General features: G+C 34.9%; 25 protein-coding genes and 1 other RNA gene. 2 read left to right on the top strand and 24 right to left on the bottom strand.

The genetic code is table 11. The features are described 5' to 3' along the window. Positions 1-6: 6 nt before the first annotated feature. The 12 genes from DS830_RS01025 to DS830_RS00970 all read right to left on the bottom strand — a co-directional run bounded on the left by DS830_RS01025 (position 7) and on the right by DS830_RS00970 (position 9,517). Positions 7-231 carry a helix-turn-helix domain-containing protein gene (locus DS830_RS01025; protein WP_118907953.1) on the bottom strand — a complete coding sequence of 75 codons (225 nt, stop codon included), beginning with the start codon at positions 229-231 and terminating at the stop codon, positions 7-9. A 9-nt stretch (positions 232-240) separates the two neighbouring features. Next, a complete protein-coding gene (locus DS830_RS01020; RefSeq protein ID WP_118907952.1) occupies positions 241-762 on the bottom strand; it encodes a DUF2975 domain-containing protein in 522 nt (173 codons plus the stop codon). A gap of 91 nt (positions 763-853) precedes the next feature. Then, a complete protein-coding gene (locus DS830_RS01015; protein WP_118907951.1) occupies positions 854-1,699 on the bottom strand; it encodes a CPBP family intramembrane glutamic endopeptidase in 846 nt (281 codons plus the stop codon). A 75-nt stretch (positions 1,700-1,774) separates the two neighbouring features. After that, complete coding sequence (locus DS830_RS01010; protein ID WP_118907950.1) at positions 1,775-3,121, bottom strand: threonine/serine exporter family protein; 1,347 nt, start codon at positions 3,119-3,121, stop codon at positions 1,775-1,777. Positions 3,122-3,412: 291 nt separating this feature from the next. Then, a complete protein-coding gene (locus tag DS830_RS01005; RefSeq protein ID WP_118907949.1) occupies positions 3,413-3,997 on the bottom strand; it encodes a helix-turn-helix domain-containing protein in 585 nt (194 codons plus the stop codon). Positions 3,998-4,259: 262 nt separating this feature from the next. Next, the gene (locus DS830_RS01000; protein WP_162887466.1) at positions 4,260-5,930 is read right to left on the bottom strand and encodes an FtsX-like permease family protein; all 1,671 of its coding nucleotides are present in this window, start codon (positions 5,928-5,930) and stop codon (positions 4,260-4,262) included. A gap of 41 nt (positions 5,931-5,971) precedes the next feature. Further along, the gene (locus tag DS830_RS00995; protein ID WP_118907947.1) at positions 5,972-6,157 is read right to left on the bottom strand and encodes a hypothetical protein; all 186 of its coding nucleotides are present in this window, start codon (positions 6,155-6,157) and stop codon (positions 5,972-5,974) included. A gap of 1 nt (position 6,158) precedes the next feature. Next, a complete protein-coding gene (locus DS830_RS00990; RefSeq protein WP_118907946.1) occupies positions 6,159-6,917 on the bottom strand; it encodes an ABC transporter ATP-binding protein in 759 nt (252 codons plus the stop codon). A gap of 87 nt (positions 6,918-7,004) precedes the next feature. Continuing rightward, a complete protein-coding gene (locus DS830_RS00985) occupies positions 7,005-7,976 on the bottom strand; it encodes an ATP-binding protein (RefSeq protein WP_118907945.1) in 972 nt (323 codons plus the stop codon). Next, the gene (locus DS830_RS00980) at positions 7,973-8,644 is read right to left on the bottom strand and encodes a response regulator transcription factor (protein ID WP_118907944.1); all 672 of its coding nucleotides are present in this window, start codon (positions 8,642-8,644) and stop codon (positions 7,973-7,975) included. Before DS830_RS00980 ends, DS830_RS00985 begins: the two co-directional genes overlap by 4 nt. Positions 8,645-8,661: 17 nt before the next feature. Further along, positions 8,662-9,165, bottom strand: a complete 504-nt coding sequence (locus DS830_RS00975) for a zinc ribbon domain-containing protein (RefSeq protein WP_118907943.1) — start codon at positions 9,163-9,165, stop codon at positions 8,662-8,664. A gap of 16 nt (positions 9,166-9,181) precedes the next feature. Next, positions 9,182-9,517, bottom strand: a complete 336-nt coding sequence (locus DS830_RS00970; protein WP_118899352.1) for a heavy metal-binding domain-containing protein — start codon at positions 9,515-9,517, stop codon at positions 9,182-9,184. 76 nt (positions 9,518-9,593) lie between these two features. Here DS830_RS00970 and DS830_RS00965 point away from each other — a divergent pair, with 76 nt between their 5' ends. After that, positions 9,594-10,238, top strand: coding sequence for an HD domain-containing protein (locus DS830_RS00965; protein WP_118907942.1), 645 nt, complete (start codon positions 9,594-9,596; stop codon positions 10,236-10,238). A 56-nt stretch (positions 10,239-10,294) separates the two neighbouring features. Here DS830_RS00965 and DS830_RS00960 read toward each other — a convergent pair whose 3' ends face one another. From DS830_RS00960 to tmk, 6 genes are read right to left on the bottom strand one after another with little or no spacing between them, the layout of a single operon-like run. Continuing rightward, positions 10,295-11,029 (bottom strand): acyl-[acyl-carrier-protein] thioesterase, encoded by a 735-nt coding sequence (locus DS830_RS00960; RefSeq protein ID WP_118907941.1) that lies wholly within the window; start codon positions 11,027-11,029, stop codon positions 10,295-10,297. After that, the gene (gene rsmI / locus DS830_RS00955) at positions 11,026-11,901 is read right to left on the bottom strand and encodes a 16S rRNA (cytidine(1402)-2'-O)-methyltransferase (protein ID WP_240366839.1); all 876 of its coding nucleotides are present in this window, start codon (positions 11,899-11,901) and stop codon (positions 11,026-11,028) included. Before rsmI ends, DS830_RS00960 begins: the two co-directional genes overlap by 4 nt. Continuing rightward, the gene (locus DS830_RS00950) at positions 11,901-12,230 is read right to left on the bottom strand and encodes a DNA replication initiation control protein YabA (RefSeq protein ID WP_118899357.1); all 330 of its coding nucleotides are present in this window, start codon (positions 12,228-12,230) and stop codon (positions 11,901-11,903) included. The genes rsmI and DS830_RS00950 overlap by 1 nt, the downstream gene beginning before the upstream one ends. 2 nt (positions 12,231-12,232) lie before the next feature. Beyond that, positions 12,233-13,162 (bottom strand): hypothetical protein, encoded by a 930-nt coding sequence (locus DS830_RS00945; RefSeq protein WP_118907939.1) that lies wholly within the window; start codon positions 13,160-13,162, stop codon positions 12,233-12,235. Then, positions 13,162-13,488 carry a cyclic-di-AMP receptor gene (locus DS830_RS00940; protein ID WP_118907938.1) on the bottom strand — a complete coding sequence of 109 codons (327 nt, stop codon included), beginning with the start codon at positions 13,486-13,488 and terminating at the stop codon, positions 13,162-13,164. Before DS830_RS00940 ends, DS830_RS00945 begins: the two co-directional genes overlap by 1 nt. 2 nt (positions 13,489-13,490) lie before the next feature. Then, positions 13,491-14,129: a dTMP kinase gene (gene tmk / locus DS830_RS00935; RefSeq protein ID WP_118899363.1), complete on the bottom strand. Its 639-nt coding sequence runs from the start codon at positions 14,127-14,129 to the stop codon at positions 13,491-13,493. 197 nt (positions 14,130-14,326) lie between these two features. Between tmk and DS830_RS00930 the strand changes: the two genes are divergently transcribed. Beyond that, on the top strand, positions 14,327-14,605 hold the full coding sequence (locus tag DS830_RS00930) for a hypothetical protein (RefSeq protein ID WP_162887465.1): 279 nt from the start codon (positions 14,327-14,329) through the stop codon (positions 14,603-14,605). On the opposite strand, the gene DS830_RS00925 is transcribed toward DS830_RS00930, so the two are convergent. The 6 genes from DS830_RS00925 to ffs all read right to left on the bottom strand — a co-directional run bounded on the left by DS830_RS00925 (position 14,602) and on the right by ffs (position 19,227). Further along, on the bottom strand, positions 14,602-15,618 hold the full coding sequence (locus tag DS830_RS00925; RefSeq protein ID WP_118907936.1) for an NAD(P)H-dependent glycerol-3-phosphate dehydrogenase: 1,017 nt from the start codon (positions 15,616-15,618) through the stop codon (positions 14,602-14,604). The two genes, DS830_RS00930 and DS830_RS00925, sit on opposite strands and share 4 nt — an antisense overlap. Positions 15,619-15,759: 141 nt before the next feature. Next, positions 15,760-16,326, bottom strand: a complete 567-nt coding sequence (locus tag DS830_RS00920; RefSeq protein ID WP_118907935.1) for a DNA-3-methyladenine glycosylase I — start codon at positions 16,324-16,326, stop codon at positions 15,760-15,762. A 66-nt stretch (positions 16,327-16,392) separates the two neighbouring features. After that, on the bottom strand, positions 16,393-16,992 hold the full coding sequence (recR, locus tag DS830_RS00915) for a recombination mediator RecR (protein ID WP_118907934.1): 600 nt from the start codon (positions 16,990-16,992) through the stop codon (positions 16,393-16,395). Positions 16,993-17,003: 11 nt separating this feature from the next. Then, positions 17,004-17,312: a YbaB/EbfC family nucleoid-associated protein gene (locus DS830_RS00910; protein WP_118899372.1), complete on the bottom strand. Its 309-nt coding sequence runs from the start codon at positions 17,310-17,312 to the stop codon at positions 17,004-17,006. 10 nt (positions 17,313-17,322) lie between these two features. Beyond that, a complete protein-coding gene (gene dnaX, locus DS830_RS00905) occupies positions 17,323-19,023 on the bottom strand; it encodes a DNA polymerase III subunit gamma/tau (RefSeq protein ID WP_118907933.1) in 1,701 nt (566 codons plus the stop codon). Positions 19,024-19,138: 115 nt separating this feature from the next. Further along, an RNA gene (ffs, locus tag DS830_RS00900) (signal recognition particle sRNA small type) lies at positions 19,139-19,227 on the bottom strand. Positions 19,228-19,288: the final 61 nt, after the last annotated feature.

Genomic DNA, 19,288 nt, shown 5'->3' with positions numbered 1-19,288 from the left:
ATTAAACTAGCTTTTATGCGGTTTTTGAGTTTCATTCACATATTCCAATATATCTCCGGGTTGGCATTGTAAAACTGCACAAATTTTTTCTAGGGTGGCAAATCTGACACCATGTGCCTTCCCGGTTTTTAAGATTGATAAATTAGCTGGAGTAATACCAATTTGTTGAGCTAATTCTTTCGAAGATATTCGTTTATCTAACATTACTTTTGCTAAATTGATTTTAATCATTTTGCCTACCTAAATAAAAGAATCATTATCTGTCTGCAATTGTAAGCCCTGGACAAACAATTGCTCAATTACATAAATCATCCCTGTAACTATCAAAGGCAACCAGATATTATTGCTGGTAACTAGTAGATGCTGATATTTTGCGTAAATTTGCAAAATACATTCAATTATCAACACACTACTACTAGCACCTAGAATCCAGCGAATTGCTCGTAAATTAGCAAGCGAAAAATATTGTTGGCGCTCAATATTAAGAATGATTTTGCGCAGGGAATCCAACCCAACAGCTAAACTCATAGCAAGTAATACACTCAATATTAATAACCCTATAGACCCAATGAGATTTTGGTGCCAAAATTTAGAAGTTAGTTGAAGATTATAAATTTCCACATTCATGTGCACTTGCTTGGGATTAATTAGTTTAACAATTCCAGTCGCTAATGTCCCGGCACCACTGATAAGCATCATAATTTCACCAATGAAAACGACAATCGCCAAAAATTTAAGTGTAATTTGATTAATTGCTTTCAAAATGATCACATCCTTTAAACGTTTTAATTATTGTACTTCAATATTTAATTATTGTAAAACAATAATAAAAATCAAAAATAATAAAATTTTTTCAGCTATCAATTGGTTGATAATTGTGATGCCAATAAACATATCCCACTATAATTAATAATAAAATTCCATCTAAAATCACACTTACTAAACTATTTTCTACGCCAAAAATACCACCATTGACTAAGGATTTATGTGACATTCTGATTGAATTAAATATAATTGCCTGTTTCGTAGTGCCTGAAACTGCAGTTCCAAATAAAACTCCTTCAGCAAAATTCCATGCTGCATGAAACGCCCCAACAAACCAAAGGCTCTGAGTTTGCAAACGCAACAAAGACATTGCGAAGGCAAAAAATAATAAATCTAAGGCTGCCAGTAAACTAAAGCCATCATTACCAGTGTGCAATAACATAAATAACAGTGAATTAACAATTATTGCTGTTTTAGGCAAATTTAATTCTAAAAATTTTCCCATTATATAGCCTCGACAGATTAATTCTTCAAACATACTTTGCACAGCAAAACCTACCAAAAATACGATGAACCAACCCAAATTACTAAATTTGCCAATAAATTGAACTTTAAAACCTCCTAAAATAACACAAATTGACCATGATAAGGCAAACCAAATCGTCCCAAACAAAAATCCCAATAAGTATCTTTTTTGCAACTGCTGATCAGCAAAAGCCCAAATTTTAGGATGTCGATAATAAGTCAGCCACATTAAAAAAATGGCAATGCCTTCTAGTAGTAACTCACAACTGATAACGGACCAATTTTCTGAATGATGATTTATTTTTGATACAACTTCACCTCCCATTTCCGAAATTAGCGACCAGACAATAGTCATTATTGCTGTAGTGAGAGTTGTTTTACCTATCAAAGTTAGTTGTTTCAACTGCAAATTTTTATTCCTCCAACATATTTATGTAGCAATTTTATGGTCTACATAATAAAAAAGAAGTGCCTTTAAACACTTCTAATCGCAATAACGCCATTTCTTATCTAATAACACACGTGCAACAAACAAACCTAATGGAATAAACATAATAATCATTGCAGCTTTTGATAACCATAAAGCACCAACTCCAATGGAATTAATGCCAATATTATAAACTCCGCGATAAATATATAATCCAGGAATCATAATTACAATTGCTGGTACTGTCAAAGAAATGCGCGGATATCCATGTTTTTTGTTTACTAAGGAAGCCAAAATTCCCGCTAAAAAGGCGCCTGCAAAGGCTGCTGTACCAGCTGGAATATGAGTCAAATCAACCAATTCTAAACGCAAAGTATTACCTAATGCTCCTAAAATGCCTGCCCAAAAAGCCATTTTCCGTGGACTATTAAACATAATTGAAAAACCATAAACGCCAAAAAAACTGGCTATTAATCGTAAAAATAACATCAACATGGGACTCAAATTCAAAGGTAAGAAATTTTTGGGCCGTAAATGGACAGTTAAAGCAACTATCCAGCCTACTAAAGTTGCTGTAACAATAATTGTTAACGCATAAGCTAAGCGTTCCAGACCTGATTTCATGTCTAGTTTGGACATGTCCAACATACTAGTAATAAAAGGAAAACCCGGAATCACAAATAACATTGCCCCGATGTAACCAGCTTCATGTTGTAAGGAAATGCCAAAAAATAATTCTAAACATTTAAAACATGCTAAATATGCCAAACAGGCTACTGCTACACTCACAGAAATATCAGCTAACATTGTAATACTGTGATTGGTCATTTCTTTGCGGACCCAGTTGCCAATGCCCGCACCAACAAAACAGCAAAACATTTCCACTAAACCGCCGCCTAGCAAAAACACGAAAGCACTACAAGCTACCGCAGCGGCTAAGGCTGCTTGTAATGTATTATAGTTACCGGGACGTTTTTGGATTTTATCTAACTTAATATGAATTTGGCGAATAGTTAAATGCGTACATTCTTGAGCAAAATTACGTACAAAAGACTCCATTCGTCCTAACTTATCAGTATTTACACCACTTTTAGGTAAAGTTAAAATTTGCGAATGACTTAAATTTTGGCTAAAACAAGTATAAGAAATAGTTAATAAACCTACTTCTGCAGAACAGGTTAAATTTAAAGCTCGTGCAACAACATTCATTGCATCGCGCACTCGCCAAGCCCCTGTACCACAAGACAGTAACATGATTCCTACTCTGCCAACTACACCAGCGCGTTCATTTAGACTAGCTTTAGTCGCACAAATATTATCATCAGCAATCGAATCTTTCCAATGGATGGTCATATGATGCTTTTGGGATAAATGCCTTGGTGTTGCTTGTATATCATCTGCCATAACAAATAAAACTTCCTTTGATAAATAATGTCTAACAATCATCTTAGCATTAATTGAGAATAAATTTCAAAATAATTAAAAAGCGACCTCTGATGGTCGCTTCAAATATCGCCTGATGCCTTGTGTTTAAGCTTTTGCCCAAACTCGTATCACCAGTTGGCAACATTACACTCTAATAAATTTTAATAATATAACAGCCATTTGTCTGATATGGATGGTAAATCTAACTTTATCTAGAGCTTGCATTGCTCCAAAGTTGTACACCTGAATATCCGCTATAATATTTACAGTTCAAAAATATCGTTGTTGCAAATACTCAACTAATATGACGCCAAGCGCAATCCCAGTAGAAATACCTGCATATAAATAAGATTTTAAAAATAAAAACATTACTACTAAACCACCCCAGCAAGCAATTACTAGTAATAGTTGTTTTTTATGAGTGGAGTTTGCCTTTTTGCGGATTTTATCTTTAATAAAAGCTGCGAGATAAATAAGACTTACTGAATTAACAATTAAAACAATTGTCAAAATCAAATAAATCGTCATAAGATATTCATGTTGATAAAGATGTAAAATTAAGATTACTAGCAAAAATAAGTTAAGCAATAACATACTATATAATAATGGTTTTAAAAAATGGAAAACTTCATTCTTTTTGATTGATTCTTTCACTCCGACATCTTCTTTAAGCAAAACATCTAAAGAAATTTGATAAAAATCGCTCAACTTAATTAAACTATCAATATCGGGATAACTTTTGCCCTGCTCCCAACTAGAAATAGTTTGTTGACTAACATGCAATTGCTGAGCCACTTCAACTTGAGTTAAATGTAATGATTGCCGTTTTTTCTGTAAACGTTGACCAAAAATCATTACCGCACCTCCTATATAGATAGGATAAGCCACTGTTCTTAATTTTCCTAACAAAGATTCTCAGTATGCTAATTATGTTAAAAAAAGTAATCATCCGATTCCGAACTAAATTATCTGAGAGTCAAATTATTAATATAAATAATCAAATCAACTAGCTATTTTAATAAACAAGTAATCTGGATATAATAAGCAAATCTTTGTAAATAAAAAAGAATTACTCTCTAGCAATCCCTGCTGAGTTTAATTCTTTAATTTTGAGCAATTAGTAAGCATGAACTAAACGCTCATATACTTTAGTGGTTAAGCCATAAATAGCCAAGTAGGCTAATAACATAATTCCTAAAGTCGACAGTGCAACATAAATAACTAATTGATCATTATACAAACTTAGTTGTTTTAAAATACTACTGATAGCTGGCAGGGCAAAGGCAATATTTACCGTTGCACCAATAATCGGTAACATGAACACTAGCAAAACTTGACTATGAATCGCCTGCCGAGTTTCTTGCTTACTTAATCCCACTTGCTGCATAGTTTGAAAACGTTCACGATCTGCATAACCTTCAGCGACTTGTTTATAATAAATCATTAGTACTGTGACTAATAGCATCGATATACAAGCAATAATGCTTAAAAAGAGAAAACCACCAAATAGATTATTAAAACTTTCTTTCAATTGTGAGCGCGAACTAAAACTCTCATCTAACTTAAAAGTGCTTTGTAATTGTTGCACAAATTGTTTTTGATGCTGACCTGTAATATTGATTCCATTAACAAAAATCCAAGGTTGTGGATTAATTTGTTGCGCAATTTTTTGATTTGCAGCAATAATAAAAATCGGCTTTAAAATTGTCCGTTCATAATTAAAGTATAACTTGAATGAAGAAACAGGTCTTATCTGATATTGATGTCCCTTAATTAAAATTTTCGAGGCTTGATAACTATTATTAGAACTAACGATTAATAATTCATTGGCCTTTAAACGCACATGTTGGTGTTGAATCCGATTGTAGTCTTTAATTGTGAGTGTTGATAAAGTGCAAGTACTAGTACTCAGATCCGTTTTTTGAAATTTCTGTTTAGTTAGATTCCCCATTGTCGGTTCAGTCATTGCCATTTGTTGCTGCTGTCCAAGCCGAATTTGATTAGTCTTAGCTAAGCTCTTAATCGTTTGTTGATTTTGAACTGTTAAAGGTTGTTTAGTAGTCATCATAATATCATAAGGATTCCATGAATTTAAAACATCTTGACCACCTTGATAAATGCTAATAGTAGCAATCATTGTAACCAATATTGTCGTGCACAATAAACAAATAGAAGCCAGACCAGCACCATTTTGTTTCATTCGATTAAACATCCCCGAAATCGAAATAAAATGATTAGGTTGATAATAAAATTGTTTTCGATTTTTTAAAAATTGTAACATGCTAATACTAGCAGCAATAAAGACAAAATATGTGCCAATTACCACTAAAATGACAGCCAGTGTAAATTGCGTAAAACTTGTTATTCTAGGCTTGACAGTCACTGCAATGAAATATCCAGCCGCCAAAGTCAATACGCCTAATATTGCTAATATCCAATGATTCTTTGGTTGGCGCTCACCTTGTGCTGCTTGACCCCATAAATCAATTGGCTTAACTTTACGTAAACGAAATAAATTGTAAATTAAAATTAATATAAAGAAGAGAGCAAAAATACCAATCACTTGCAAAAACGGTTGTCTAGAAAATTGCTCATGCAAATTTTGTGTTTGCATTAATTTTTGTAGCGAAAGAAAAGCTAATTTTAAAAAGCTTACTCCCATCAATAAACCCAAGATTATAGTGCCTAAATATAAAAGAATATCTTCAATTATGATAATGAGTCGTAAATCTGAACGAGTTAAGCCCAAAATATTAAACAATCCTAGTTCTTGATTGCGTTGTTTCATAATAAAACTATCCACATAAAACATAAAAATCACTGATAACATTAAAACAAAGCGTAAATATAAATTACAATATAATTGCCACCATTAGCATTTTTCAATGAAGTGTTTGCTATAAGAGCTAGAAAAATAAAATTCAAAGCAACTAAGATAGCACTCGCAAAAACAAATAATCCATATTGTTGTTTATTTCGCTTCAAGCTGCTCCAAGCTAATCGATAATGAATCATCCTATTCACCTCCAGTAGTCATTAAAGCTGATAAGCTATTATTAATATTACGCAAATAGTCTGCTTCACTTTGTTTTCCTCGAAACAATTCATGATAAATAATGCCGTCTTTGATAAATAAGGTCCTTCGAGAATGGGCAGCCGTGGCAGCACTATGGGTTACCATTAAAATGGTCTGACCTGCCTGATTAATTTGGTCAAAAACTTGTAGCAGCCGTTGTGAGTTTTGCGAATCTAAAGCTCCTGTAGGTTCATCTGCTAATAACAATTGTGGATGAGTGATTAAAGCTCGCGCAGCAGCAATTCGTTGTCGTTGACCACCAGAAATTTCATAAGGATATCGATTTAAAATATCATTAATCTCTAATTGCTGAGCTAAAGGTATTAATCGTTGCTGCATAATTTCTAAAGGCTGCCGATCTAAAACTAATGGTAAAAAAATATTATCTTGATTACTAAACGTATCTAATAAATTAAAATTTTGAAAAACAAATCCTAAGTGTTGGCGACGAAACTTCGCCGCTTTCTTTTCTGAAAGCTGACTTAAATCTTTATTATTAAGGATAATAGTGCCACTGGAAGCTTGATCTAAAGTAGCGATAATGTTTAATAAAGTCGTTTTACCAGCGCCTGATTCTCCCATAATAGCTACATAATCTCCCGTTTCAACTTCCATGGAAATATCTTTCAACGCCATTATTTGATTATTTTTACCACTAACAAAAGCCCGCCGTATATGTCTTAAAGTTAATAAACTCATTCTTCTTCCCCCTTTGTTAATCCTAGTATAAAAAAATTCCTAACTAGATAACAGTTACAGTCTAGTTAGGAATCTTACAATTTGTTATTAACGCACATGATTATGGGGAAAAGTTAATTTTACTGTAGTACCTCTGCCTTTTTGCGAGGCAATTGTTAATTGTATTTCTAAATGTTGACAAATCTGATGAGCAATATACAGCCCCATTCCAGTTGCAATCTGTTGTTCACGACCATTGTGTCCTGTAAATCCTGGTTCAAACACTCTGGGCAAATCCGAACTTGCAATACCTATGCCCTCATCTTGAATAAGCAGCTGATTTTTCAATACTTTGATTGTAATTTGCTGTTGTGGTTGTGAATATTTAATTGCATTAAAAATTATCTGCTCCAAAACCACCGTCAACCACTTAGCATCAGTTAATAATTTAATTTCACCAATAAAATTTTGTAAACGTAGATGTTTATTGGCAAAAAAGATGGCATATTTTTGAATAATAGGTGTTACCAATGCTTGAAGTTGAACCCATTCAAAATTCAAATCATGATTGAAGTCAGCTAAGCGCTCATAATTGAGCAACAAATCGATTTTATTTTGAATTAGAACGATTTGCTGTTGTACTTGAGCACTCGGAATTAAAGTTTGACTATCAGCCAAAGACATTAAAGCCATCAATGGGGTTTTCATTTCGTGGCTCCAAGTTAGCAAATAATTTTGTTGTTCTAACTGTTGTTGCTCTAGATGCTGTTGGGAGTTCAGATATTCTTGTTGAACTTCATGCAAAGTTTGACTATAAGCTTGTAAAACCGGATTATTAAAATTTTGCCGTGGCATAGATTTTTGAATGCGTAATTGGTTTAATTGTTGAATTTGATGTTTTTGATAAGATGCTCGCAGCAAAATTACCGCTACCACAATAAACCAAGTATAACGCACAATATCAATTAAAATATTCCAAGAGACATCATATAATCCAAAAATACCACCTAAAAAACCGACTAAAAGCACATAACCTAAACCTAAAGGCCATTGTTTAATAACGATTTGCCAATAACTCATTGCGTCTCCAATCGATAACCACGACCGCGTTCCGTAATCAAGTGCTCTTTTAAATGTACCGGTGCAATTTTTTGGCGTAAACGACTAATATTCACATTTAATACTGCATCATCGATAAATTCTCCACTTTGCCAAATTTTTTGCCGTAAATCTTCTTTAGATAAAGTTTGATTGGGTTGCAAAAAAAATAATTTTAAAATTAAGCCTTCTGTTGGGGATAACTTAATAATTGTTTGCTGGTAGCGTAATTCATTAGTTAACATATTAAGATGATAGTTTTGAAAAGTTAGCTCTTCTTGCAAAGATTGTTGTGTTCGGCGCAAAATAGCTTGAATCTTAGAGATAAATACATCCATCGAAAAGGGTTTAACTAAATAATCATCTGCTCCACTAGCAATTGCCCGGACTGCATTGGGATCCATTTGGGCTGCAGAAACAAAAATAATCGGCACTTGTGAAAAAGTGCGAATCTGCTTAGTCCAATAAAAGCCATCAAACATTGGTAATGTAATATCCATGACAATTAAATCTGGATTTATTTGCTGACATTCTATCCCTACTTGTTGCCAATCTTGGATGACAAAACTTTGATATTGCCACTTAGATAATGCTAATTGCATCGCTTGTAAAATATCAGCATTATCTTCAATCAGTAAAATTCGATTCACTTTTGCCACCTCAAAGTCTAATGATTGGTCAATTGTTGAATTAACCCTCGCAGACTACTTAATAGATGCATTGTTGAATCAAGTGTATGTCTCAAATACATTAATTCGACAATAAAACAAATGATACTAATAATTCCTAATAAAATTCCCGCGATTGCTAAGGCCTTGTTTTTTCTTTGAACTCGTTTATTCAAGGCTAAAGCGGAAAGAACAATGGCAATCCCTCCTGTGAGTCCACCAAATTGAACAATTAGCGAAAGCAAGCCTGTTAACATCCCTGCTAAAGATAACGGCTCTAAGACGTAATCATTTTGAGTAGTGCTATTTTGACTTATATCTGGAGTGGAATCTGGAATAGTTTCCTTTGGAAAATTATTGGAAGTCATATTTGTTGATTGTGTCTGATTATTATCATAATAACCATAGTTAGTGTTCATTAATGCAACACCACAATATGGACAAGTAGTGGCCTCAGCAGCAACATAATTACCACAATTTGGACAAACAACGTTATTTTGCATCTTTTGCTCCTCTTATTTAAAACTCATCAATAAAACGCACTGCAGTTCCATAGGCAACCACAGATTGCATGTCATTGCCTATCGAACCTGAATCAAAACGCATCATTACTACAGCATCTGCGCCTTGATCTTGGGCAGCTTGGCGCAAACGCGATATGGCCTTATCTCGAGATTCATGTAACATTTTCGTATAGGCTTTAATTTCACCACCAACAACACTTTTTAAACCAGCTCCAAAATCACTAATCATGTTTTTAGACTGAGTGGTTAAGCCAAATACTTCGCCAATAACTTCATAATTTTTGCCTGGAATTTTTTCGGTAGTAGTAACTAAAATTGTTTGTGCAGCCATAAAGTTGCTCCTTTAATACTCTTAATTCATTATAACAAACTTTTGATTTGATATAATAATTGTGAGGTGAAAGATTATCAAACTAAATATAATTAAGCAATACGCATATCAGACACTTAAAGCCGATACTAGTGGTCATGATTTTTATCATGTGCAAAGAGTTGCTCATCTAGCCCAAAATTTGTGGAACAAAGATCACCAACCAACTACCAATGACACTTTAATTGCAGCTAGTTATTTGCACGATACCATTGATGAAAAAATAGTCACTTCATCACCCCAAGCATTAAAGCGTGTTACCAAATTACTTCAAACAGCTGAATGTGCTCCATCTGAACAAGAACAAGTCCTTACAACTATTACCCATATGTCTTTTGCGGATAATTTGGCCTATCACTATCAATTACCACTCATCGGGCAATATGTACAGGATGCTGATCGTCTAGATGCTCTAGGAGCAATTGGTATTGCACGGGCTTTTGCTTATGGTGGCAAACAAAATCAGCCTCTTTATGATCCTAAGATTAAGCCTCGCCAGTTAACTAGTCATTCTCAATATCGTCAGCATCCTACTACGACAATTAATCATTTTTATGAAAAATTATTCCAACTCCAAGACACCATGAATACACCTGCTGGATATCATTTAGCTCAGCAACGAACAATTTTTATGCAGGAATTTTTAGCAAAGTTTATGCAAGAATGGCAGGGTCAAATCTAATTATCTAACAGACAGAATTGCTGGATCTGTTGCTATTGCATATTCCATGCTCTAATTTAGTCATTACGTTTTGTCCATTCAATTTGTGCTTGAGCGTTAGTTTTATGATCACTACTAATTTGATGATAAGAGCTATTATTTTCTAACTGCACAGAACTTTGTACTGTCTGTCCATAAGCTACTTCGCGATCATATTTAATATCTAGGCTTTTAATTTGGTGACTCAACAAAAAATCTCTGCCCAAAGAATCTAACATCCAATCCAAATAAACTGCGTTATTCACATGTCCATTGACATCAATATCAAAAAATCGTGTTTGATATTGCTTTTTTTGTTTTGCGTCTTTAATTCTTTTTATACGTGGAAAACGCCAAACATCCTCTGAATATTCGCAATCTATTTTTTCCATTACTTTAGGAACTATCGGCATCAATTTCCGTTCTTTGATATCCATCATTACCCAATTGCTAATGAGTGTTAATAGTTCATTGCCCGCAGCATCTTGTACAGTAAAAGTACGATAACAGAAAAATTTATTATAACTATTGGCTTGTGTTGTTATTTTAATTTGCTCATCTATTAATGGCAAACGCTGTACTTCTAAATGATATTTTGTAACAACCCAACCTATTCCGTGCTGAACCATCTGCTGGGAATCAATTCCCACTGCATGTAATTGATGTTCTGACACTAGTAACATTTCATTAAATAGGGACGAAATATTCATTTCTTGCGTAGCATTAGTACTATAAAAAGGAATTACTTTTGTTTCTACATATTGTTTGCTCATTTATTCTCATCCAATCCATGATATAAATTATAAACTTGCTGCCGAGGCAGTTGATATTGCTTAGCTATAGACTTAATAGCAGAATTAGGCTTTTGCCCACTATTAATCTGATTTTGTATTAACTCTAACAGTTGTTGAGAACTAATAGTTTGAATTTGCTCAGTTTCTTGATAACCTTGAACAATTATGACATATTCACCCCGTGGTTGATGTTCTGTTAAATAACTTTGTACTTCACCTAAAGTCCCGCGCAAAAAAGCTTCGTGGATTTTAGTTAATTCACGTGCTAAAGTTACTTGGCGTTCGGACCCTAAATATTGAATTAAAGTAGTAATCGTTTTGCGAATGCGATAAGGTGATTCATACAAGATAAAAGTCGCTGTCAATTGTTGCAATTGTCTTAAAGCTTGTTGTTGCAACTTCAACTTCCGCGGCAAAAAACCATAAAAATAAAACGGCTGCGGTGCTATTCCTGAAGCAATTAATGCTGTCAATGCCGCATTTGGTCCTGGCAAGGGGATTACTGTGATTTGGCGCTGAATACAAGCAGCAACTAATTCTTTACCAGGATCACTAATTGATGGCATCCCCGCATCACTAACCTGAGCAATATTCATTCCTGAGTTTAACTTTTCTAATAATTCTGGAATTCGCTGTTGAGTATTATGCTCGTGAAAGCTAATTTGCTTAGTTTGAATCTGAAAGTGATTTAATAATTTTTGTGTATTTCGAGTATCTTCGGCTGCTATTAAGTCCACCGATTGTAAGGTCTGCACTGCCCGTATACTCATATCGTCTAAATTACCAATTGGCGTTGGTACTAAATATAAACACCCCAACGGCTGGTTAGTAAAGCTTTGTCTTTCTACAATCACTTTGAATTTCGCTCCCCATAAATAACATCCAAGCAAAAAGCACATTCTTCATTGTTTTCCCGATGTGCACCATACAATACAGTACAAACATGGAATCCTTGTTCATATAATTTCTCTAAGGTTCGTCGAGCTTCAGGTAATTCGGGAGTTTTTTTGGCATCTAATTCCGCCAAGCGAGAGCGTAAGTGTTCATTTTCAATTTTTAATTCCGCATTCTCTTCTAAAACGTGAGAAATATCATCTTTCATTACCGCTAGCTCAGATGTTAAATCCTGCGCCACATCTTGCAAAGCGGCAAATTTTGCATAATAGTCTTTTTGTGCCATTGTTAACTTCCTTTGATAATTGAATCAGCTATTAAAGCTAGCTGTTCCAAACTATTTTCAAAACTGACATTGGCTTGCCATAACTTTTGTGCATGTAGAAATTGTTCAACTAGCCGCCGACTCTGGTGCCAAGTTGATTGTTGAGCTTGCTGTTGTAAATACTGAGAAAAGTACCATTCTAACAAACTCAAAAAAATTTGTTGTTGAATCCGATTTTCAATTACGGGCAAAATAGAAGCTGCCACTGCAATAAATGCTTGTTGTGGATTAGTAATCAACAACTTGAACCAAGACTGCGCTTGGGTTTTTAATTTAGTAAAATGTTCTGCATCTTCAGCAGCTACCAAATTTTCCAAATGTGCCTTATGAATTAAATCAATATCGGGCTGCGAGTAACCTTGACTGTGCAATTTTTGTGTTAATTGCTCATCTTGCCCAGCTGCTAGTCGAATAATTTGAACACGTGATAAAATTGTCGGTAAAAAATTATTGGTTGAATTGGCTAATAAAATTGTGGTTATTGCTCCTGCAGGCTCTTCTAAAAATTTTAACAAGCTGTTTTCAGCAGCCACTGTTAACTTCTCAGCACCCATGATTACACAAGCTCGATGAGCACTTTCTACACCTGTTTGCCCCATTTCTAGCTTGACACTTCGAATTTCGTCCACACCAATACTTTGCTTGTCGCTTTGGACTAATACCACATCCGGAAAATCATGTTGGGCAATCCGGCGACAATAATCACATTGCAGGCATGGATAACCGGCTTGAGGATTTTGGCAAAACAATGCCTGGCAAAACCATAATCCTAATTCATTAGTTTGAATTTGATTAGCACCCACAAAAAGATAAGAATGTGATACTCGCTGCGCAACAATCGTTTGTGCTAGTTCTTTAGTAATCTGTGCTTGTGTCGATACAATTGCTGTCATTAAAACCGAACCATCTTTTCTAAAGGTGCAATCAAAACAGTCGCTCCACCAACAACTACTTCAATCGGATGATTAGGCATTTCACCTAACATATTAGTTGCCATTGAACTAGTTGAAAATTCTTTACGTGTATGCGAATGTTCCTTAATAATAGTCAACACTTTATCTACTTGTTCATCTTCAATCCCTAATATGAGCGTCGAATTCCCGCTTTTTAAAAACCCGCCCGTGGTTGCTAAACGTGTTGAGCGAAATTGGGCTTTATTTAACGCCCTCGTTAGCTTATTGCAATCTTTATCTTGTACAAACGCAATCACTAGTTTCATGATTATTCTCCTAATTTAAACCTTTGCTTAATAATTCGCAAACATTCATCTTTTACTTGAGTCGGATCTTGTTGTGCATCAATGCTTACTATTCTTTGTGGAAATTGTTGCACTAATTGTTGATAAGCATCAGCCACTCGTTGATGAAAAACAAGTGTCTCTTTTTCCAAACGATCCACAGCTTGTGCCCGTGCTTGATTAATCCTTTGCAACCCAACTTTTGGAGGTACATCAAAATATAAAGTCAACTGGGGCAACAAATTATCAGTAGCAAATAAATTTAAATCCCAAATCTGCTTCATTCCAATTTCGCGTCCAGCCCCTTGATATGCTACGGAACTATCCACGTAACGATCACTAATCACAATCTTATTAGCGGCTAAGGCTGGCAAAATGACATCTACTAAGTGTTGGCGTCGTTGAGCGGCATATAAAAGTGCTTCTGTCCGACTATCCATACTAGTATTATCTACATTTAAAATAACTTGACGTATCTGCTCAGAAATTGAACTTCCTCCAGGTTCACGAGTTAAAATTACTTCTTTTTGGGATAATTGTTGTAATTGTGGGACTAACTTAGCAGCTGTTGTCGATTTTCCGGAACCATCAGGTCCTTCTAAAGAAATAAAAATACCAGACACATCAATGCCTACTTTCTAATTGAAATTTTAGTAAAAATTATGCAGCTTTTGATTTTAATTTACAAGTAAAGCCTCCTCTTAATTGTACTAAAAAAGCGACTTTAAAACAGGCCGCTTCGAAAAATATTTAGAATTATTAAAGTTATCTTGTTTGCTCTGAAACCCGTATCATCCATTACAATTCAGTTGAGGTGGTAATGATGAACACATATTTTGCAATTATCTTTCATAATCAGACGCAATATGGCTATGCAAATATTAAAATTACCAACCAGCTATTATCACTCAAAAAATATTTAGGTTTTCGGTGGAAACGTCCCATTCAAATTGATTTGTCCCAGATTGACCAAATAGAATCAAGAAATTTTTTAGGAGCTACTACTATTAACTTAAAATATCAAGACAAGACCTACATTTTATTTGAAAATGGTCTCGGTGTAAAAGAATATCTAACAGATAAACTATTAAAAACTTAATATATTTCAGATTTTCCTTCACGTCGCATTAATTCAACTGCTTCTGATTTAATATCAGCATGCTCATACAAAACGTGATAAATAGCTTCTGTAATCGGCATTTCAATATGCTGCTGATGAGCCAATTCATAGGCTGATTGGCAAGTTTTAACGCCTTCAATGACCATTCCCATATTTGCTACAACGTCAGCTAATTTTTTGCCTTGACCTAGTTGGTTACCTGCACGCCAATTGCGCGAATACACACTTGTACAAGTAACAATTAAATCCCCAACACCTGACAAACCAATAAAGGTTAATGGCTGAGCACCTAAAGCTACTCCCAGGCGTGAAATTTCAGCCAAACCACGAGTCATGAGTGCAGCTTTGGCATCGTCACCATAACCCAAGCCATGTAAGGCTCCAGCACCTAAGGCAATAATATTTTTAAATGCTGCCCCTAATTCCACTCCGATTAAATCAGTATTTGTATAAACTCGAAAATAGTCGTTCATGAATAACTGTTGAACTTGTTGAGCCGCAGCCAGATCCGTACTAGCAGCAGTAATCAAAGTTATATCTTTTTTGGCAACTTCTTCAGCATGACTAGGGCCAGAAAGAGCCACAATCCCACTTCGACAATCAAAAGGAATCACAAATGTTAAAATTTCAGAAATTCTTAGATGAGTTTTTTGTTCTAAGCCTTTGCTGGCATGCACAATCAAAGGATGCTGATGCAACTCTTGTAAAATCGGAACTACTTGTTGGGCAACTGAACGTATAGCTGATGTTGGCACTGTAAACAAGACTACATCTGCTTGGCGTAAAGTTTCCGTCAAATCTGTCGTTGCTTGTAATTGAGAAGGATATTGATAATTATTCAAGTAGTGCTGGTTAGTATGATGTTGGTTCATTTCATCAGCTTGCTCTTGATGACGAGTCCACAAACAAACTTTATGTCCATTTTGAACTAAAACACTAGCTAACACACTTCCCCAAGAACCGGCACCTAAAACCGCAATTTTATTCGTCATAATACTCCTTTGCACATTGCTTAAAATCTATCAATAAAAATATTTCATTGAGATGATTATAACATGAAATAATTTATTGCTGGCTAATTATTGTAATAATTTCTACCCTTATCTGGCTCAAATCATCATAATACCCATGCATTAATCAGAGCGAAAACATCCCAGTTCATGATCATTCACGATTCCACTAGCTTGTAGAAAAGAATAAATTGTAACCGGGCCAATGAATTGAAAATGACGTTGTCGTAAATTTTGACTAACAATAACTGCTAATGAATCAAATTTAGGAATCTCAAAATAGTGTGCATAATGATGTTTAATCACATGATAACCTGTAAAAGACCAAATATATTCGCTAAATTGGTTGTCGGGAAAATCATTAACAATTACTTGGGCATTATTGATAGTTGCTAAAATCTTACGCCGATTACGTACAATATCAGCATTATTCATTAGGTTCTCGATATCTTGCTGATTAAAATTAGCTACTTGAGCTGCTGAAAATTGTGCAAATGCCCGTCGAAAATGGTCGCGTTTATTTAAAATGATTTGCCAACTGAGCCCACTTTGAAATATTTCTAAAGTTAATAATTCAAATAATGCTTGCGTGGAAGTAGTCGGTGTTCCCCATTCCAAGTCATGATAAGTTTGCATTAATTGATTATCAGAGGGCACCCACTGACAACGGATTTTGGTTGATTCAATCATAATATTTCCTCAAATATTAAAAAGGACTGCAACAAGACCAGCTTGCTGCAATCCTCTTTGATCTTCTTAAATTTGTTGACGACCTTCGACAGCACGTTGGAGAGTCATTTGATCAGCATATTCGATATCAGCACCCACAGCCAATCCATGAGCTAATCGTGTTACTTTAATTTGCGCTGGTTTAATCAGTTTAGCTAAATACATAGCAGTGGCTTCTCCTTCAGGAGTAGCATTTGTCGCTACAATTACTTCTTTCACTTGTGAGTTATCCTTTAAGCGATGCAACAAATGCTTAATATTTAAATCATCAGGACCAACTCCATTGACTGGCGACAATACCCCACCTAAAACTTGATATAACCCCTGATAACCATGCATGTTTTCCATTGCCATAATATCTTTTGGTTGCTCCACAACCAGAATTTGCTCAGAGTTACGATGTGGATTACTGCAAATTTCACAAGGATTGGTATCCGTAATGTTGCCACAAATTGAACAATATTGTAATTTGGTTTTAACGGCTTTTAAGCTGCTGGCAAATTCTTGAACATCTTCATCATCCATATCAATTGTAAAAAATGCTAACCGAACTGCAGTTTTTTCACCAATCCCAGGTAATTTCATATATGAATCAATTAAATTAGCTACTGGTTTAGGATATTGCATTTAATTACCTCTTATAATTTTGGAGTATATTGACCTAATGTTTGTTGAGTTTGCTGCGCAATTTTGTCCATTGCATCATTAACAGCCATAATGATTAAATCTTGCAGCATTTCCGGATCATCTGGATCAATTGCTGCTGGTTTGATTTGGATATCTTTTAATTGATAATTACCGGTAAAGACGACTTTTACCATTTCATCGGCGGAATTGCCAATAAATTCAGTTTCATTTAATTGATCTTGTGCTTGTGACATTTGTTTTTGTAATTTTTGTGCTTGTTTGAGCATATTTTGCATATTACCAGGCATTTGTGCTTTCATAACTTACTCCTTAATCATCTTTCAATTCTATCAAATCTGGATCAAATAACTTTTTTGCTTCTGCTACTGCAGGATTTTGTGTTGAAGCAGGTTTTGCTTCCGAATGTTGAGCAGTAATATTATGATTTTGTAAAAAGTTTTGCCGAATTTGCGGCCAATCTTCCGCAGCAACAATCACAACATCAGCATCATTTTTAAGCAACTTGTCTATGTTATCTTTCAACATATCCAACATTTCTTGGTTGCTCATTACCCGCTCAAACCACATCGCATAATCAAAAGCTACTACGATACCCTCATTACTGGCAGCTACTGGTTTGGAAACTTTCATAACTGCTTTTTGAGTGACATTAAGCATACTCATCAGATCTGGCCAAATCTCACGGACTTGATTTAAGTCTTGGCGGGTTGCATTAGCTAAAATTTGATTAATTTTTTGTTGATCAACATGAATTTTTTTAGTACCAGGTTTTTGATGTTTAACCGGTGTTGTTTGTTTTTTGGTTGCTGTTTTAGATTGTATATTGTTATTAACCTTTTGCAATTGTGCCTTAAGAGAATCAATTTCTTGTTGCATAGATTGCAATTGACTATTATCAACAGTATTCGCAGCTACTGGTTGCCTTGACATAATTTCACAAAGTTTAACAGTTAATACTTCTAAATAAATCGTGGCATGGGTTGCATTGTGTAAATCTTGCTGCGTTTTAGAGGCGGCATCAATCATTTTATATAATTGGTCTTGACTAAATTGATCTTTAGCCTCCAAAACAGTAGTTGCCACTAACGAACGATCAAATTCATCCAGAAGCTGTTCATCAGTTTTAACAAGCAATAAATCGCGACATACTTCAATAATCGAATCCGTCAGTCGCATGGCGGAACGTCCACTAGTCAATAACTGATGTAAATTGTCTAAAGCTTGAGCAGCATCATGCTTGATAACTGCTTGTAAATAGTCTTCAAGTTGTTGTTTATCCAATGCTCCAGTTACTTGCAAGGCATTATTTAAAGTGAGCTGATCATTATTTAGCGATAGTGCTTGATCTAAAATACTTAACGCATCCCGCATTCCACCTTCGGCAGCTTGAGCAATTAAGCGCAATCCCTCTTCATCATAAGAAAGGTCTTTATCTTGCAGAATATACTCAAGCCGCTTCAAAATATCGCTGGCTTCAATTCTTCGAAAGTCAAACCGTTGTGTTCGGGAAATAATAGTTGCCGGAATTTTTTGCGGTTCTGTAGTTGCTAAAATAAATATCACTTTAGCTGGCGGTTCTTCTAACGTCTTCAACAAAGCATTAAAAGCACCCGTCGAAAGCATATGAACTTCATCAATAATATAAACTTTATATTCAGCACGGGTTGGTGCATACTTCACTTTATCACGAATATCACGAATTTGTTCAACTCCATTGTTAGAAGCAGCATCAATTTCAATTACATCATTTAAACTACCTTCAGTAATTGCCTGACAAATTTCACATTGATTACAAGGCTCACCATTTTGCGGATTTAAACAATTCACAGCTTTAGCTAAAATTTTGGAACAAGAAGTTTTTCCAGTACCTCGCGGACCAGTAAATAAATAAGCGTGACTTACTTGCTTAGTTGCCACAGCATTACGTAAAGTAGTTGTAATTGCTTCTTGACCGACAACATCACCAAAAGTCTGCGGCCGCCATACACGGTAAAGAGCTTGATAAGCCATTAAAAACTCCTTTCCCAAAATTGATACTTCTATTCTAATCCAAAGCGACAATTATGGTCAAAAATTTATCATTATAATAAAAAACTCCTAGCTAAAAAGCTAAGAGTATAAAAATTCATATCAAAAGGCACATGACGGAATCCTACTTAGTGCTGCTTTCTTCCGAACCTGACACGATTCGTAAGCCCACCATTGCCTCTGGCCTTACGGCAATAATAATATTAACCTATTTCTCCGTTTTTTGCAATAGTTAAGCTAACCTTTT

This window comes from Bombilactobacillus bombi (assembly GCF_003522965.1).
Classification (GTDB): domain Bacteria; phylum Bacillota; class Bacilli; order Lactobacillales; family Lactobacillaceae; genus Bombilactobacillus; species Bombilactobacillus bombi.
This window is presented reverse-complemented; position numbering and strand designations above follow the sequence as displayed.

What these genes read in the sequence shown, in the direction of transcription:
- DS830_RS01025 (WP_118907953.1), bottom strand. Translation starts at nt 231, where the DNA reads ATGATTAAAATCAATTTAGCAAAAGTAATGTTAGATAAACGAATATCT.
- DS830_RS01010 (WP_118907950.1), bottom strand. Translation starts at nt 3,121, where the DNA reads ATGGCAGATGATATACAAGCAACACCAAGGCATTTATCCCAAAAGCAT.
- DS830_RS01005 (WP_118907949.1), bottom strand. Translation starts at nt 3,997, where the DNA reads ATGATTTTTGGTCAACGTTTACAGAAAAAACGGCAATCATTACATTTA.
- DS830_RS01000 (WP_162887466.1), bottom strand. Translation starts at nt 5,930, where the DNA reads ATGAAACAACGCAATCAAGAACTAGGATTGTTTAATATTTTGGGCTTA.
- DS830_RS00995 (WP_118907947.1), bottom strand. Translation starts at nt 6,157, where the DNA reads ATGATTCATTATCGATTAGCTTGGAGCAGCTTGAAGCGAAATAAACAA.
- DS830_RS00990 (WP_118907946.1), bottom strand. Translation starts at nt 6,917, where the DNA reads ATGAGTTTATTAACTTTAAGACATATACGGCGGGCTTTTGTTAGTGGT.
- DS830_RS00985 (WP_118907945.1), bottom strand. Translation starts at nt 7,976, where the DNA reads ATGAGTTATTGGCAAATCGTTATTAAACAATGGCCTTTAGGTTTAGGT.
- DS830_RS00975 (WP_118907943.1), bottom strand. Translation starts at nt 9,165, where the DNA reads ATGCAAAATAACGTTGTTTGTCCAAATTGTGGTAATTATGTTGCTGCT.
- DS830_RS00970 (WP_118899352.1), bottom strand. Translation starts at nt 9,517, where the DNA reads ATGGCTGCACAAACAATTTTAGTTACTACTACCGAAAAAATTCCAGGC.
- DS830_RS00960 (WP_118907941.1), bottom strand. Translation starts at nt 11,029, where the DNA reads ATGAGCAAACAATATGTAGAAACAAAAGTAATTCCTTTTTATAGTACT.
- DS830_RS00950 (WP_118899357.1), bottom strand. Translation starts at nt 12,230, where the DNA reads ATGGCACAAAAAGACTATTATGCAAAATTTGCCGCTTTGCAAGATGTG.
- DS830_RS00945 (WP_118907939.1), bottom strand. Translation starts at nt 13,162, where the DNA reads ATGACAGCAATTGTATCGACACAAGCACAGATTACTAAAGAACTAGCA.
- DS830_RS00940 (WP_118907938.1), bottom strand. Translation starts at nt 13,488, where the DNA reads ATGAAACTAGTGATTGCGTTTGTACAAGATAAAGATTGCAATAAGCTA.
- DS830_RS00930 (WP_162887465.1), top strand. Translation starts at nt 14,327, where the DNA reads ATGATGAACACATATTTTGCAATTATCTTTCATAATCAGACGCAATAT.
- DS830_RS00925 (WP_118907936.1), bottom strand. Translation starts at nt 15,618, where the DNA reads ATGACGAATAAAATTGCGGTTTTAGGTGCCGGTTCTTGGGGAAGTGTG.
- DS830_RS00920 (WP_118907935.1), bottom strand. Translation starts at nt 16,326, where the DNA reads ATGATTGAATCAACCAAAATCCGTTGTCAGTGGGTGCCCTCTGATAAT.
- recR (WP_118907934.1), bottom strand. Translation starts at nt 16,992, where the DNA reads ATGCAATATCCTAAACCAGTAGCTAATTTAATTGATTCATATATGAAA.
- DS830_RS00910 (WP_118899372.1), bottom strand. Translation starts at nt 17,312, where the DNA reads ATGAAAGCACAAATGCCTGGTAATATGCAAAATATGCTCAAACAAGCA.
- dnaX (WP_118907933.1), bottom strand. Translation starts at nt 19,023, where the DNA reads ATGGCTTATCAAGCTCTTTACCGTGTATGGCGGCCGCAGACTTTTGGT.